The following is a 15833-nucleotide window of genomic DNA, read 5'->3' on the forward strand; positions in this document are numbered from 1 at the left end:
GTGTCACTTTCGCTTTGGCAGCAGTGTCTTGCCCGATTGCAGGATGAGTTACCAGCCACAGAATTCAGTATGTGGATCCGCCCGTTGCAGGCGGAACTGAGCGATAACACGCTGGCTTTGTATGCGCCAAACCGTTTTGTGCTCGATTGGGTAAGGGACAAGTACCTTAATAACATCAATGGACTGCTGAATGATTTCTGCGGGTCAGATGCCCCGCAGCTGCGCTTTGAAGTAGGCACAAAGCCGGTTACCCAGACGGTGCGCGAAACCGTAAACGTGGCAGCGCCTGCTCAGGCGGCACCCGCTCCGGCTCCTCGCGTTGCTCCTGCTGCACGTCCGGGTTGGGATAATGTGCCTGCCCCGGCAGAACCGACCTACCGCTCTAACGTTAACGTCAAACACACCTTCGATAACTTCGTGGAAGGTAAATCGAACCAGCTGGCACGCGCGGCGGCTCGCCAGGTGGCAGACAACCCCGGTGGAGCCTATAACCCGCTGTTCCTCTATGGCGGCACGGGTCTGGGTAAAACGCACCTTCTGCACGCGGTGGGTAACGGCATTATGGCGCGCAAGCCAAATGCGAAAGTGGTGTATATGCACTCCGAGCGCTTCGTTCAGGACATGGTAAAGGCCCTGCAAAACAATGCGATCGAAGAGTTTAAACGCTATTATCGTTCTGTTGATGCGCTGCTGATCGATGACATTCAGTTCTTTGCGAATAAAGAACGATCGCAGGAGGAGTTTTTCCACACCTTCAATGCGCTGCTGGAAGGTAACCAGCAGATCATTTTGACCTCGGATCGTTATCCAAAAGAGATCAACGGTGTGGAAGATCGTCTGAAATCCCGCTTCGGCTGGGGCCTGACCGTGGCGATCGAGCCGCCGGAACTGGAAACCCGCGTCGCGATCCTGATGAAAAAAGCCGATGAGAACGACATTCGCCTGCCGGGTGAAGTGGCGTTCTTTATCGCCAAGCGTCTGCGTTCCAACGTTCGTGAGCTGGAAGGGGCGCTGAACCGCGTCATCGCCAATGCCAACTTTACCGGCCGCGCGATCACCATCGATTTTGTGCGTGAAGCGCTGCGCGATCTGCTGGCACTGCAGGAAAAACTGGTCACTATCGACAACATTCAGAAGACGGTGGCCGAGTACTACAAAATCAAAGTGGCAGATTTACTGTCTAAACGTCGTTCCCGCTCGGTGGCGCGCCCGCGTCAGATGGCGATGGCGCTGGCAAAGGAGTTAACCAACCACAGTCTGCCGGAGATCGGCGATGCGTTTGGTGGCCGTGACCATACGACCGTGCTGCACGCTTGTCGCAAGATTGAGCAGTTACGCGAAGAAAGCCACGACATAAAAGAAGATTTTTCCAATTTAATCAGAACATTATCATCGTGACGCTATGAAATTTACCGTTGAACGTGAACATTTATTAAAACCGCTGCAACAGGTGAGTGGCCCATTAGGTGGCCGCCCAACGCTGCCTATTCTCGGAAACCTGCTGCTTCAGGTCGCGGACGGTACGCTGTCGCTGACCGGCACAGACCTGGAAATGGAAATGATCGCGCGCGTTACGCTGACTCAGCCGCATGACGCAGGCGCGACCACGGTTCCGGCACGTAAATTCTTTGATATCTGCCGCGGGCTGCCGGAAGGCGCAGAGATCGCGGTGCAGCTGGAAGGCGACCGCATGCTGGTGCGCTCTGGCCGCAGCCGTTTCTCCCTCTCCACGCTGCCTGCTGCGGACTTCCCGAACCTGGACGACTGGCAAAGTGAAGTCGAATTCACCCTGCCGCAGGCGACGATGAAGCGTCTGATTGAAGCCACGCAGTTCTCTATGGCGCACCAGGACGTTCGTTACTATTTAAACGGCATGCTGTTCGAAACCGAAGGGGAAGAGCTGCGTACCGTGGCCACCGACGGCCACCGTCTGGCGGTCTGTTCCATGCCAATTGGCGACTCACTACCTAACCATTCGGTGATCGTGCCGCGTAAAGGCGTAATTGAGCTGATGCGTATGCTCGACGGTGGCGACACGCCGCTGCGCGTGCAGATCGGCAGCAACAACATCCGCGCTCACGTGGGTGATTTCGTCTTCACATCCAAGCTGGTTGACGGTCGTTTCCCGGATTATCGCCGCGTATTGCCGAAGAACCCGGACAAAACGCTGGAAGCGGGTTGCGATAGCCTCAAGCAGGCGTTTGCCCGCGCGGCCATTCTCTCGAACGAGAAATTCCGCGGTGTGCGCCTGTACGTAAGTGAAAACCAGATCAAAATCACCGCCAACAACCCGGAGCAGGAAGAGGCAGAAGAGATTCTGGACGTCACCTACGCCGGGGCGGAGATGGAAATCGGGTTTAACGTCAGCTACGTGCTGGACGTGCTGAATGCACTGAAATGCGAGAACGTTCGCATTCTGCTGACTGACTCCGTTTCGAGCGTACAGATTGAAGATGCCGCATCACAGTCGGCTGCGTATGTTGTTATGCCAATGAGACTGTAATGTCGCTCACCCGTCTGTTGATCCGCGACTTTCGCAATATCGAAAGCGCGGATCTCGCTTTATCCCCTGGCTTTAACTTCCTGGTTGGCGCAAACGGCAGCGGCAAAACCAGCGTGCTTGAAGCCATCTATACGCTCGGCCATGGCCGGGCGTTTCGCAGTTTGCAGATTGGTCGCGTGATTCGCCACGAACAGGAATCCTTTGTCCTGCACGGGCGTTTGCAGGGTGAGGAGCGGGAAACCGCCATTGGCCTGACCAAAGACAAGCAGGGCGACAGCAAGGTGCGCATCGACGGTACCGACGGCCACAAAGTGGCGGAGCTGGCGCTGCTGATGCCGATGCAGCTGATCACGCCGGAGGGGTTTACTTTACTCAACGGCGGCCCCAAATACAGAAGAGCGTTCCTCGACTGGGGATGCTTTCACAACGAAGCCGGTTTCTTTAACGCCTGGAGCAACCTGAAGCGTCTGCTTAAGCAGCGTAACGCCGCATTGCGCCAGGTCACGCGCTACGCCCAGCTGCGCCCGTGGGACATGGAATTAATTCCTCTTGCGGAACAAATCAGCCGCTGGCGTGCCGAATACAGCGCAGGCATCGCCGAAGATATGGCCGACACCTGCAAACAGTTTTTACCTGAATTTTCTCTCACCTTCTCCTTCCAGCGCGGCTGGGAAAAAGAGACGGATTATGCCGAGGTGCTGGAGAGAAACTTCGAGCGCGACCGTATGCTGACCTACACCGCGCACGGCCCGCACAAGGCGGATTTCCGCATTCGTGCTGACGGTGCGCCGGTAGAAGACACCCTGTCGCGCGGGCAGCTCAAGCTCCTGATGTGCGCGCTGCGCCTGGCGCAGGGGGAGTTCCTCACCCGCGAAAGCGGGCGACGCTGCCTGTACCTGATAGATGATTTTGCCTCGGAACTTGACGACGCGCGGCGCGGGCTGCTTGCCAGCCGCCTGAAAGCCACGCAGTCGCAGGTTTTCGTCAGCGCCATTAGCGCTGAACACGTTATGGACATGTCGGACGAAAATTCGAAGATGTTTACCGTGGAAAAGGGTAAAATAACGGATTAACCCAAGTTGAAATGAGCGAGAAACGTTGATGTCGAATTCTTATGACTCCTCCAGTATCAAAGTCCTGAAAGGGCTGGATGCGGTGCGTAAGCGCCCGGGTATGTATATCGGCGATACGGATGACGGCACCGGTCTGCACCACATGGTATTCGAGGTGGTAGATAACGCTATCGACGAAGCGCTCGCGGGTCACTGTAAAGACATTATCGTCACCATCCACGCCGATAACTCTGTTTCCGTACAGGATGACGGCCGTGGTATCCCCACCGGTATCCACCCGGAAGAGGGCGTGTCTGCTGCAGAAGTGATCATGACCGTTCTGCACGCAGGCGGTAAATTTGACGATAACTCCTATAAAGTCTCCGGCGGCCTGCACGGCGTAGGTGTTTCCGTGGTAAACGCCCTGTCGCAGAAACTGGAACTGGTTATCCAGCGCGAAGGCAAAATTCACCGCCAGATCTATCAGCACGGCGTGCCTGAAGCGCCGCTGGCCGTGACCGGCGATACCGAAAAAACCGGTACCATGGTGCGTTTCTGGCCGAGCCTCGAAACCTTCACCAACGTCACCGAGTTCGAGTACGACATCCTGGCAAAACGCCTGCGTGAACTGTCGTTCCTGAACTCCGGCGTCTCAATTCGTCTGCGTGACAAACGCGACAACAAAGAAGACCACTTCCACTATGAAGGTGGTATCAAAGCGTTCGTTGAATACCTGAACAAGAACAAAACGCCAATTCACCCAAATATCTTCTATTTCTCTACGGAAAAAGACGGTATCGGCGTGGAAGTGGCTCTGCAGTGGAACGACGGTTTCCAGGAAAACATCTACTGCTTCACCAACAACATTCCACAGCGTGACGGTGGTACGCACCTTGCGGGCTTCCGTGCGGCGATGACCCGTACCCTGAACGCCTACATGGACAAAGAAGGCTACAGCAAAAAAGCGAAAGTCAGCGCCACCGGTGATGACGCCCGTGAAGGCCTGATTGCTGTTGTCTCCGTGAAAGTGCCGGATCCGAAGTTCTCCTCACAGACCAAAGACAAGCTGGTCTCCTCTGAGGTGAAATCGGCGGTTGAACAGCAGATGAACGAACTGCTGAGCGACTACCTGCAGGAAAACCCGAACGACGCGAAAATTGTTGTCGGTAAAATTATCGATGCGGCGCGTGCCCGTGAAGCGGCGCGTAAAGCCCGTGAAATGACCCGCCGTAAAGGCGCGCTGGACTTAGCGGGTCTGCCGGGCAAACTGGCTGACTGCCAGGAACGCGACCCGGCGCTGTCCGAACTGTACCTTGTGGAAGGGGACTCCGCGGGCGGTTCTGCGAAGCAGGGCCGTAACCGTAAGAACCAGGCCATCCTGCCGTTGAAAGGTAAAATCCTCAACGTTGAGAAAGCGCGTTTCGACAAAATGCTCTCTTCTCAGGAAGTGGCGACGCTGATCACCGCGCTGGGCTGCGGCATTGGTCGTGACGAATACAACCCGGACAAGCTGCGCTATCACAGCATCATCATTATGACCGATGCGGACGTCGACGGCTCGCACATCCGTACGCTGCTGTTGACCTTCTTCTACCGTCAGATGCCGGAAATCGTTGAACGCGGCCACGTCTACATTGCACAGCCGCCGCTGTACAAAGTGAAGAAAGGCAAACAGGAACAGTACATCAAAGATGACGACGCGATGGATCAGTACCAAATCGCGATCGCGCTTGATGGCGCGACCCTGCATGCGAACTCCAGCGCCCCGGCACTGGCAGGTGAGCCGCTGGAGCGTCTGGTGTCTGAGTTCAACGCCACGCAGAAAATGATTGGTCGTATGGAGCGTCGCTATCCAAAAGCGCTGCTGAAGGAGCTGATCTATCAGCCAACCCTGACTGAAGCCGATCTGAGCAACGAGCAGGCGGTGACCCGCTGGGTGAACGCGCTGGTGAGCGAGCTGAACGAGAAAGAGCAGCACGGTAGCCAGTGGAAGTTCGACGTTCAGCAGAACGCGGCGCAGCAGTTTGAGCCGATTATTCGCGTGCGTACCCACGGCGTCGATACCGATTACCCGCTGGAGCACGAGTTTGTGACCGGCCCGGAATACCGTCGTATCTGCACTCTCGGCGAGAAGCTGCGTGGTCTGATTGAAGACGATGCGTTCATCGAACGTGGCGAACGTCGTCAGCCGGTGGCCAGCTTCGAACAGGCGCTGGAATGGCTGGTGAAAGAGTCCCGTCGCGGCCTCTCTATCCAGCGTTATAAAGGTCTGGGCGAAATGAACCCGGATCAGCTGTGGGAAACCACCATGGATCCGGAAAGCCGTCGCATGCTGCGCGTTACCGTTAAAGACGCGATTGCTGCCGACCAGCTGTTCACGACCCTGATGGGCGATGCGGTTGAACCTCGTCGTGCCTTCATCGAAGAGAATGCGCTGAAAGCGGCGAATATCGATATTTAATCGTTGTTATACAGCACGACTCAGGCCGCGCATTTAGCGCGGCTTTTTTTTTTGGCTCAGGCATATCCAGCGACAGCACTGACGGTAAACGGCTGGCAAGCGTATCGATGGCAATTCTGACTCTGAGTGGCAGATGCGGCGTCTGTTGCCAGACGGCATGAACGTCGAAGCGTACGTCCGGCGCCTGCTTTAAAAGCGGGATGAGTTTCCCCTGCTGTATTTCTCTGCGGGCCATCCAGCAGGGCAACCATGCAATGCCGTGTCCTGCCAGTGCTGCGTCGCAAATCGCCTGCAAATCATCCATATTGAGGGATGAGCGGGGAGTAAAGGTGTGCGATCTCCCTTCGTTATCCATCAGCTGCCAGGGTAACACTCTGCCTGCTCGCAGATAGTTAATGGCAGTATGGTGGGGTAAATCAGCAACGGTGTCTGGCTGACCGCTTTTTTGCAGATATTCTGGCGCAGCACACAGCACCATGCGGTGTTCTCCCAGCCTTCTGGCGACCAGAACGCTACTGTCCTGCAGCGTGCCGTTGCGCACCGCCATATCAAACCCTTCCTCAACGAGATCCACCACGCGGTCGCTGAATGACATTTCCAGTTCAAGACCGGGATGTTCCTGCGCCAGTTCTATCAGCAGTGGCGCGACGCACTGGCGACCAAACAGCACCGGCATGGCCACACGCAGGCGGCCGCTGACCTGCTGCTTCCCCGTTTCCAGCAGCGACTCCGCGCCCCTAATCTCCTCCAGCGCACGCAGGCAGCGCTCGTAAAAAAGCGCCCCGTTATCGGTCAGGCTTTGGCTGCGGGTGGTGCGGTGAAACAGACGGACTCCCAGCCGCTCTTCCAGGCGAGCGATGCTTTTCCCCACCGCGGAGCGCGACAAATGCAGGCGGATCGCGGCCTGCGCAAAACTGCCCGCCTCCACGGCGGCCACGAAAACGGGAATATCCTTCAGCGTACTGGTCATGGATTGTTTCCATTATGGCGTCAATAGTGGGAAAAGTTATCGCCACTGGCAACAAGGAGTCAACGGTAGACTGTCGATACTGAAGCTTATTTAACGGCAGGAGAAAAACGATGGCAGAGAGAATGCAACGCTGGTCAATGAACGCTCTCGGACGGGAGAATCTTAAACTCACCCAGGAACCTGTTCCGAAGCCAGGTCCAGGCGAAGTGCGCGTGCGGGTGAATGCCGTTGCGCTCAACTATCGCGATAAAATGGTGATTGAAGGCATGATGCCGATCCCGCTTTCCTTCCCGTTCACACCGGCGTCTGACATGGCCGGCGTGGTGGACAGCATTGGTGAAGGCGTGACGCGTTTTCAACCCGGCGCTCGCGTCATCTCGACGTTCTTCCCGGAGTGGATCGACGGCAGGCCGCAGGCGGATGCCCGTCATTTGCCCTATAAAACGAGCGGAGGGTACTTCCCGGGGATGCTGGCTGAGTACGTGATCGTGAATGAAAACGGGCTGGTGGCCGCTCCGGAAACCCTGGATGACGTTGAGGCCAGCACATTACCTTGTGCAGGGCTAACCGCCTGGTTTGCGCTGGTGGAGCGCGGGAACTTGCGAGCCGGACAATCGGTGCTGGTACAAGGCACCGGCGGGGTGGCGATTTTCGCACTGCAAATTGCAAAAGCATTCGGTGCAGAGGTTTACGTGACTTCGGGGAGTGATGAAAAGCTGGCGCGGGCTAAAAAACTGGGAGCCGATCGGGGTATCAACCGGCTGAAAGGCGACTGGGCTGAAGCGCTTTTAACGCTGACTCAGGATCGCGGCATTGACCACATAATTGAAACCGTGGGGGGAGAAAACCTGCAGCACTCCCTGCGTGCCGTTGCCGTTCATGGACGCATCTCGGTGATTGGCGTGCTGGCCGGGAGCGAGATTACGCTATCAGCGGGTGAGTTGTTGCTGAAATCCCCGGTTATTCAGGGGATTGGTGTCGGGCATCGCCGTGCGCTGGAAGAGTTTGTCCGCGCCGTGGAGGTGACAGGGCTGAAACCGGTCATTGAGCAGCGCTACCGTTTTGACCAGCTGGAGCAGGCGCTGGAACACCTCGATCGCGGCGCGTTTGGTAAAATCGTCCTCACCCGCGAGTGAGTCAACGTTCCCCGGGATTGCGGAAAAAGGGGTTTTCTGTTGCGCAATGTAGCTCTATTTTTGTGTGCTTAATCGCGTTAGCATGAGGTAGCACTCATTTATCCCGGGGACCTCATGGCTATCAAACTCATTGCAATCGATATGGACGGCACGCTGCTGCTGCCAGACCACACTATCTCTCCAGCCGTTAAAAACGCAATCGCCGCGGCGCGCGCAAAGGGCGTGAATGTGGTACTGACCACCGGGCGTCCGTATGCGGGCGTGCACAGCTACCTCAAAGAGCTACACATGAATCAGCCGGGTGATTACTGCATCACCTATAACGGCGCGCTGGTGCAGAAAGCGGCGGACGGCAGCACGGTTGCGCAAACCGCGCTGAATTATGATGACTATCTGTTCCTGGAAAAACTGTCCCGTGAAGTCGGGTCTCACTTCCACGCGCTCGATCGTACAACGCTCTACACCGCTAACCGCGACATCAGCTATTACACCGTGCACGAATCGTATGTCGCTACCATTCCGCTGGTGTTCTGTGAAGCAGAAAAAATGGATCCGAACACTCAGTTCCTGAAAGTGATGATGATCGATGAGCCAGAGATCCTCGATAAAGCCATTGCGCGCATCCCGGCGGAGGTCAAAGAGAAATACACCGTGCTGAAAAGCGCACCGTACTTCCTCGAAATCCTCGATAAACGCGTCAATAAGGGCACCGGCGTGAAGTCGCTTGCCGACGCGCTGGGCATTAAGCCTGAGGAGATCATGGCCCTGGGCGATCAGGAAAACGACATCGCAATGATTGAATACGCGGGTATGGGCGTGGCGATGGAAAACGCCATCCCGTCAGTGAAAGAAGTGGCGAACTTCGTCACCAAATCTAACCTGGAAGACGGCGTGGCTTACGCGATTGAGAAATTTGTCCTGTCTTAGCAGTCGCCCTTAATCATCAGCCTCGGTTATCAACCGGGGCTTTTTTTGGCCCTGAATTTATTGAATTGTTCTTTTTGTGATCTGGATTGTAGTACAACATTGGATGATTGTACTACATTGTCATCACAGCAAAGGCGAAAGGCCTCACGTTTGTACTGCAAAAGTGAGGCGAAATTCAGCGGTCGCGGTAAAGTAGTGATGGACTTACAGAGCACAAGGACTCTCCATGACTCTCAATAAAACCGATCGCATTGTCATCACGCTGGGTACACAGATTGTGGGTGGCAAATATGTTCCCGGCTCGCCGCTACCGGCAGAGGCAGAACTGTGTGAGGAGTTTGAAACCTCCCGCAACATCATCCGGGAAGTGTTCCGCTCGCTGATGGCGAAGCGGCTGATTGAAATGAAACGCTATCGCGGCGCGTTTGTTGCCCCGCGTAACCAGTGGAACTACCTCGATACCGATGTTCTGCAGTGGGTACTGGAAAACGATTACGACCCGCGGCTGATTGGCGCCATGAGCGAGGTACGAAACCTGGTAGAACCGGCTATCGCCCGCTGGGCGGCAGAGCGCGCCACCTCAGGTGACCTGGCGCAGATTGAGTCGGCGCTGAACGACATGATCGCCAATAACCAGAATCGTGAGGCATTTAACGAGGCGGATATTCGCTACCACGAGGCGGTACTGCAGTCGGTGCATAACCCGGTGTTACAGCAGCTTAGCGTGGCGATCAGCTCGCTACAGCGAGCAGTATTTGAACGTACCTGGATGGGTGATGAGGCCAATATGCCAAAAACGCTCCAGGAACATAAAGCGCTGTTCGATGCGATACGGCATCAGGACGGCGATGCGGCAGAGCAGGCGGCGCTCACCATGATTGCCAGCTCAACACGAAGGCTGAAGGAAATCACATGACATCACGCTACATCGCAATTGACTGGGGATCGACCAATCTGCGCGCCTGGCTGTACCAGGGCGAGCAGTGCCTGGAGAGCAGGCAATCAGAAGCAGGCGTGACGCGTCTGAACGGAAAATCCCCCGAGGCGGTGTTAGCAGAGGTGACACAAAACTGGCGCGACAGCGCCACGCCCGTGGTGATGGCGGGGATGGTGGGCAGCAACGTGGGCTGGAAAATCGCGCCTTATCTGCCTGTTCCTGCCCCTTTCTCCGCCATTGGCGAGCAGTTAACGTCCGTTGGCGACAATATCTGGATTGTTCCCGGTTTGTGCGTCTCGCGCGACGATAACCATAACGTGATGCGCGGTGAAGAGACACAGCTGCTCGGTGCGCGCACGCTTTCTCCTTCTTCTGTCTACGTCATGCCCGGCACGCACTGCAAGTGGGTCCAGGCAGATGCACAGCATATCCACGATTTTCGCACCGTGATGACCGGCGAATTGCACCATTTGCTGCTTAATCATTCGCTGTTGGGGGCCGGTTTGCCGGAGCAGGTTCCGTCGCCGGAGGCGTTTGCTGCTGGCCTTGATCGTGGGATCGCTTCTCCTGATGTTTTGCCGCAACTTTTTGAGGTTCGCGCCTCGCACGTGCTGGGAAATCTCCCGCGCGAGCAGGTCAGCGAGTTTCTTTCTGGCCTGCTGATTGGCGCAGAAGTCGCCAGCATGCGTGAGTTCGTCGGGCGCGAGCAGGCTGTCACGATTGTCGCTGGTGCAGCGCTGACGTCGCGCTACGAGCAGGCGTTTCGCGCGATTGGCCGTGAAGTATCAACGGTATCCGGCGACACGGCATTTCAGGCAGGAATAAGGAGCATCGCTCATGCAGTGGCAAACTAGTCTTCCCCTTATCGCAATCTTGCGCGGCATTACCCCCGACGAGGCGCTGGCGCACGTCGGTGCCGTGATCGACGCCGGATTCGACGCGGTGGAAATCCCGCTCAACTCCCCCGAATGGGAAAAAAGCATTCCGGCCGTGGTGGATGCGTTTGGTGATAAAGCGCTGATTGGCGCGGGAACAGTGTTACAGCCGGAGCAGGTGGAGAGGCTGGCAAAGATGGGCTGCAAACTCATCGTCACCCCCAACATCAACCCCGAGGTGATCCGCCGCGCGGTGAGCTATGGAATGACCGTGTGTCCAGGATGCGCGACGGCAACCGAAGCCTTTACCGCCCTCGATGCGGGTGCGCAGTCGCTCAAAATTTTCCCCTCTTCGGCCTTTGGTCCTGACTATATCAAAGCACTGAAAGCGGTCTTGCCCGCCAGCGTGCCGGTCTTTGCCGTGGGCGGCGTGACGCCAGAAAACCTGGCGCAGTGGATTAACGCCGGTTGTGTGGGCGCGGGGCTGGGCAGCGATCTCTATCGCGCCAAACAGTCCGTTGAGCGTACCGCGCAACAGGCAGCAGCATTTGTGAAAGCGTATCGAGAGGCAGTGCAATGAAAATAACCAAACTCACCACGTACCGTTTACCCCCGCGCTGGATGTTCCTGAAAATCGAAACCGATGAAGGCGTGGTTGGCTGGGGCGAGCCGGTGATAGAAGGGCGCGCGCGCACCGTGGAGGCCGCGGTGCATGAGCTGGGGGAATACCTGATTGGACAGGATCCGGCACGCATTAACGACCTGTGGCAGGTGATGTACCGGGCGGGCTTTTATCGCGGTGGCCCAATCCTGATGAGCGCCATCGCCGGTATTGACCAGGCGCTGTGGGATATCAAAGGCAAAGTGCTGAATGCCCCGGTCTGGCAGCTGATGGGCGGCCTGGTACGCGACAAAATCAAAGCCTACAGCTGGGTGGGTGGCGACCGCCCTGCGGAAGTGATCGACGGCATTACGCAGCTGCGCAATATCGGCTTCGATACTTTTAAGCTTAACGGCTGTGAAGAGATGGGCGTGATTGACAACTCGCGCGCGGTGGACCGGGCGGTGAATACCGTGGCGCAAATCCGTGAAGCTTTCGGTAACGAGATTGAGTTTGGTCTGGACTTCCACGGACGCGTCAGTGCGCCAATGGCCAAAGTGCTGATTAAAGAGCTGGAGCCCTATCGTCCGCTGTTTATTGAAGAGCCCGTCCTGGCCGAGCAGGCGGAGTACTATCCGAAACTGGCTGAACAGACCCATATTCCTATCGCCGCAGGTGAGCGTATGTTCTCGCGCTTCGAGTTCAAACGCGTGCTGGAGGCAGGCGGTATTGCGATCCTGCAACCGGATCTCTCCCATGCGGGCGGTATCACCGAATGCTACAAAATTGCCGGGATGGCAGAAGCCTACGATGTGGCGCTGGCGCCGCACTGTCCGCTGGGGCCCGTTGCGCTGGCGGCCTGCCTGCACGTGGATTTTGTCTCCCGCAATGCCGTGTTCCAGGAACAGAGCATGGGTATTCACTATAACAAGGGCGCGGAATTGCTCGACTTTGTGAAAAACAAAGAAGACTTCAGCATGGAAGGCGGTTTCTTCAAACCATTAATGAAGCCGGGCCTTGGCGTAGACATTGACGAAGCCAAAGTCATTGAGCTCAGTAAAAATGCGCCGGACTGGCGTAACCCGCTGTGGCGTCATGAAGATGGCTCCGTAGCCGAGTGGTAAATCGCCGGATGGCGCTACGCTTATCCGGCCTACTCTCTCGTAGGCCCGGTAAGCGAAGCGCCACCGGGCAATAAAAACGTACATACAAAAATATAACCCTCTGTAAATTACAGGGCATGGTGAGCGGCTTCGCTATGCCCAAAATCTGGAGACAGATTGCGATGGATATTCCAGTTACTGCTACAAAGACCGGGCGTCGCCGCTACCTGACGCTAATCATGATCTTTATTACCGTGGTCATTTGCTATGTTGACCGCGCCAACCTTGCCGTGGCCTCGGCCCATATTCAGGAAGAGTTTGGGATCACCAAGGCGGAAATGGGCTACGTCTTCTCGGCGTTCGCCTGGCTCTATACGCTCTGCCAGATCCCGGGCGGCTGGTTCCTCGACCGAGTGGGGTCGCGTCTGACCTACTTCATCGCCATTTTAGGCTGGTCCGTGGCGACCCTGTTCCAGGGCTTCGCGACCGGGCTGATGTCGCTGATTGGCCTGCGTGCTATCACCGGCGTTTTCGAGGCACCCGCGTTCCCCACCAACAACCGTATGGTCACCAGTTGGTTCCCGGAGCATGAACGTGCCTCTGCGGTGGGCTTTTACACCTCCGGGCAGTTTGTCGGCCTGGCGTTCCTGACCCCGCTGTTAATCTGGATCCAGGAGCTGCTAAGCTGGCACTGGGTGTTTATCGTCACTGGTGGGATCGGCATTATCTGGTCCCTGATCTGGTTCAAGGTCTATCAACCGCCGCGTCTGACAAAAAATATCACCAAAGCGGAACTGGACTACATCCGCGACGGTGGCGGACTGGTAGACGGCGATGCGCCAGTGAAAAAAGAGGCGCGTCAGCCGCTGACCCGCGCGGACTGGAAGCTGGTCTTCCATCGTAAGCTGGTGGGGGTTTATCTCGGTCAGTTTGCGGTTACGTCGACGCTGTGGTTCTTCCTGACCTGGTTCCCGAATTACCTCACCCAGGAAAAGGGGATTACCGCGCTGAAAGCGGGCTTTATGACCACCGTGCCGTTCCTTGCCGCATTCTTTGGCGTGCTGCTCTCGGGCTGGCTGGCGGATAAGCTGGTCAAAAAAGGCGTCTCATTAGGTGTTGCGCGTAAAACGCCGATTATCTGCGGGCTGCTGATCTCAACCTGTATCATGGGCGCCAACTACACCAACGATCCGGTGTGGATTATGACCCTGATGGCGCTCGCGTTCTTCGGCAACGGTTTTGCCTCTATCACCTGGTCGCTGGTGTCGTCTCTGGCGCCGATGCGTCTGATTGGCCTGACCGGTGGTGTGTTCAACTTCGTCGGTGGACTCGGCGGGATCACTGTGCCGCTGGTCATCGGCTACCTGGCGCAGGACTACGGCTTTGGCCCGGCCCTGGTCTACATCTCCGCCGTGGCGTTGATTGGCGCGCTCTCCTACATCCTGCTGGTCGGCGACGTGAAACGAGTAGGCTAATCCCTGCGGATGTTTTACCCTGATGCGATAACTGCGCATCAGGGTATCCCATGAAACAAATCACCTTTGCTTCCCGCAACCACCAGCTCACCAATATCAATACCTGGACACCGGACAGCCAGTGGCTGGTCTACGATGTGCGCCCGTCCGGGGCATCGTTCACCGGCGAAACCATAGAGCGGGTAAACGTCGGTACGGGCGAGGTTGAGGTGATTTATCGTGCCACGCACGGCGCGCATGTCGGGGTGGTGACCGTTCATCCTGCACAAGACAAATACGTCTTTATCCACGGCCCGAAAAACCCGGATGCAGACTGGCAATACGATTTTCACCATCGCCAGGGCGTGATTGTCCATAACGGCCAGGCGAGCAACCTCGATGCCATGGATATCACCGCGCCCTATACCGCAGGCGCACTCCGTGGCGGCAGCCATGTACACGTCTTTAGCCCGAACGGGCAGTTCGTCAGCTTCACCTATAACGACCATGTGTTGCATGAGCGCGATCCAAAGCTCGATTTACGTAACGTTGGCGTCGCCGCACCCTTTGGCCCGGTCACCCCGCAGGGCAACCATCCTCATGAATATCCGGGCACCTTCTGGAGCGTGCTGGTAAGCCGCACGACGCCAAACCCACAGCCGGGCAGTGATGAGATCAACCGCGCCTATGAAGAGGGCTGGGTGGGCAACGGCAGGCTGGCGTTTATTGGCGATACCCTGTCTGTGAAAGGCGAAAAAGTGCCTGAACTGTTTATTGTCGATCTGCCAAAAGACGAGCAGGGCTGGAAACAGGCAGGCGATGCGCCATTGCAGGGCACGCCAGAGACGATGCCAGCACCGCCTGCTGGCGTGCTGCAGCGCCGTCTGACTTTCACCCATCAAAAGGCGTATCCGGGGCTGGTGAACGTGCCGCGCCACTGGGTGCGCAGCAACCCGCAGGGTACGCAGATTGCTTTTCTGATGCGTGATGACAACGGCATTGTCCAGCTGTGGCTGATCTCACCGGAGGGGGGCGAGCCGCGTCAGTTAACGCATACCGAAAGCGGTATCCAGTCGGCATTCAACTGGCATCCTTCGGGCGACAATCTGGGATTTGTGCTGGAAAATCGTATCGCCTGCTGCGACGCGCAGACCGGAGAGGTCACGTTTTTGACGTCCGATCACGGCAATCCGCCGTCTGCCGATGCGGTCGTCTTTTCCCCGGACGGGCGCGCTATTGCATGGATGGAGGAGAAAGAGGGTTTCCGCCAGCTGTGGCTAACGGAAACCGCACAGGATTAGCGTCGCGGCATCTCGGCGGGCGGGATAACGGCGTTGGTTGCCAGATTTTGCTGCTCGCTTTTCTCAACGCGCGAGCGTACGGAGCTGTCCGTGCGGAACATATCCCAGGGCAGCAAAAGCGTATCGGCCACTGCCGTGAACGGCATATCGAGGATCACCAGGGATTTGGTGCCCCAGTTCGTGTCATCATCGGAGATCATCGCCGCGCTGGCGCGCGTCCCCGGATATGTTCCTTCTTTACCGCCGGTGTGAGACATCACGCTCGAACACCCGCAAAGTAAAACCACCCCGCTGAACATCGTCAGCTTAATCAGAACATTTTTCATCATCACTCAGTCATCGTTAATGGCACTGCATAGACCTGCAACTCTGGGTTATAGCGAGCCTTGTTGAAAATGAATAGCCCAATAACCCCGCACTGTGGCAGCCATCGCAATTTAACCCTTTGTGCTGTTGTCCCAGTCTAAGCGAGAAGCACAAAAGTGCAAAAAAAAGTGCGAACGTCGCGGTTGA

Annotated in this window: 13 protein-coding genes and 1 pseudogene; 12 read left to right on the plus strand and 2 right to left on the minus strand. The window is 56.7% G+C overall.

The genetic code is table 11. The annotated features are described in order from the left end of the window. From dnaA to gyrB, 4 genes are all read left to right on the plus strand, one after another. Positions 1-1398 (plus strand): chromosomal replication initiator protein DnaA (dnaA, locus tag ACQG22_RS00005; protein WP_235172482.1); only part of this gene is annotated, 1398 nt, incomplete at its 5' end. A gap of 4 nt (positions 1399-1402) precedes the next feature. Continuing rightward, positions 1403-2503: a DNA polymerase III subunit beta gene (gene dnaN / locus ACQG22_RS00010; protein ID WP_008500170.1), complete on the plus strand. Its 1101-nt coding sequence runs from the start codon at positions 1403-1405 to the stop codon at positions 2501-2503. Further along, entirely contained in the window at positions 2503-3576 is a 1074-nt protein-coding gene (recF, locus tag ACQG22_RS00015; protein ID WP_013094779.1) for a DNA replication/repair protein RecF, read from the plus strand. Before dnaN ends, recF begins: the two co-directional genes overlap by 1 nt. Before the next feature lie 28 nt (positions 3577-3604). Further along, entirely contained in the window at positions 3605-6016 is a 2412-nt protein-coding gene (gene gyrB / locus ACQG22_RS00020) for a DNA topoisomerase (ATP-hydrolyzing) subunit B (protein WP_013094780.1), read from the plus strand. 43 nt (positions 6017-6059) lie between these two features. Here the strand turns inward: gyrB and ACQG22_RS00025 are convergent. Next, positions 6060-6986, minus strand: a pseudogene (locus ACQG22_RS00025) (LysR substrate-binding domain-containing protein); the annotation flags it as partial. A 110-nt stretch (positions 6987-7096) separates the two neighbouring features. Here ACQG22_RS00025 and ACQG22_RS00030 point away from each other — a divergent pair. The 8 genes from ACQG22_RS00030 to ACQG22_RS00065 all read left to right on the plus strand — a co-directional run bounded on the left by ACQG22_RS00030 (position 7097) and on the right by ACQG22_RS00065 (position 15320). Further along, positions 7097-8122 (plus strand): zinc-dependent alcohol dehydrogenase family protein, encoded by a 1026-nt coding sequence (locus ACQG22_RS00030; RefSeq protein ID WP_102751827.1) that lies wholly within the window; start codon positions 7097-7099, stop codon positions 8120-8122. 114 nt (positions 8123-8236) lie between these two features. After that, a complete protein-coding gene (gene yidA, locus ACQG22_RS00035) occupies positions 8237-9049 on the plus strand; it encodes a sugar-phosphatase (RefSeq protein ID WP_020685441.1) in 813 nt (270 codons plus the stop codon). A gap of 226 nt (positions 9050-9275) precedes the next feature. Further along, positions 9276-9965: a D-galactonate utilization transcriptional regulator DgoR gene (gene dgoR / locus ACQG22_RS00040; protein ID WP_003861109.1), complete on the plus strand. Its 690-nt coding sequence runs from the start codon at positions 9276-9278 to the stop codon at positions 9963-9965. Next, complete coding sequence (locus ACQG22_RS00045) at positions 9962-10840, plus strand: 2-dehydro-3-deoxygalactonokinase (RefSeq protein ID WP_102751826.1); 879 nt, start codon at positions 9962-9964, stop codon at positions 10838-10840. The genes dgoR and ACQG22_RS00045 overlap by 4 nt, the downstream gene beginning before the upstream one ends. Then, positions 10824-11441, plus strand: a complete 618-nt coding sequence (locus ACQG22_RS00050; protein WP_102751825.1) for a 2-dehydro-3-deoxy-6-phosphogalactonate aldolase — start codon at positions 10824-10826, stop codon at positions 11439-11441. Before ACQG22_RS00045 ends, ACQG22_RS00050 begins: the two co-directional genes overlap by 17 nt. Continuing rightward, positions 11438-12586: a galactonate dehydratase gene (gene dgoD, locus ACQG22_RS00055; protein WP_013094786.1), complete on the plus strand. Its 1149-nt coding sequence runs from the start codon at positions 11438-11440 to the stop codon at positions 12584-12586. The genes ACQG22_RS00050 and dgoD overlap by 4 nt, the downstream gene beginning before the upstream one ends. Positions 12587-12702: 116 nt before the next feature. After that, positions 12703-14040 carry an MFS transporter gene (locus tag ACQG22_RS00060; RefSeq protein WP_161496901.1) on the plus strand — a complete coding sequence of 446 codons (1338 nt, stop codon included), beginning with the start codon at positions 12703-12705 and terminating at the stop codon, positions 14038-14040. Between the two features lie 50 nt (positions 14041-14090). Then, positions 14091-15320, plus strand: coding sequence for a DUF3748 domain-containing protein (locus ACQG22_RS00065; protein WP_369706824.1), 1230 nt, complete (start codon positions 14091-14093; stop codon positions 15318-15320). Here the strand turns inward: ACQG22_RS00065 and ACQG22_RS00070 are convergent. Next, the gene (locus ACQG22_RS00070) at positions 15317-15649 is read right to left on the minus strand and encodes a YceK/YidQ family lipoprotein (protein WP_020685435.1); all 333 of its coding nucleotides are present in this window, start codon (positions 15647-15649) and stop codon (positions 15317-15319) included. The genes ACQG22_RS00065 and ACQG22_RS00070 overlap by 4 nt on opposite strands. Positions 15650-15833: the final 184 nt, after the last annotated feature.

Source organism: Enterobacter cloacae complex sp. 309I3 (assembly GCF_050031595.1).
GTDB lineage: Bacteria > Pseudomonadota > Gammaproteobacteria > Enterobacterales > Enterobacteriaceae > Enterobacter > Enterobacter cloacae.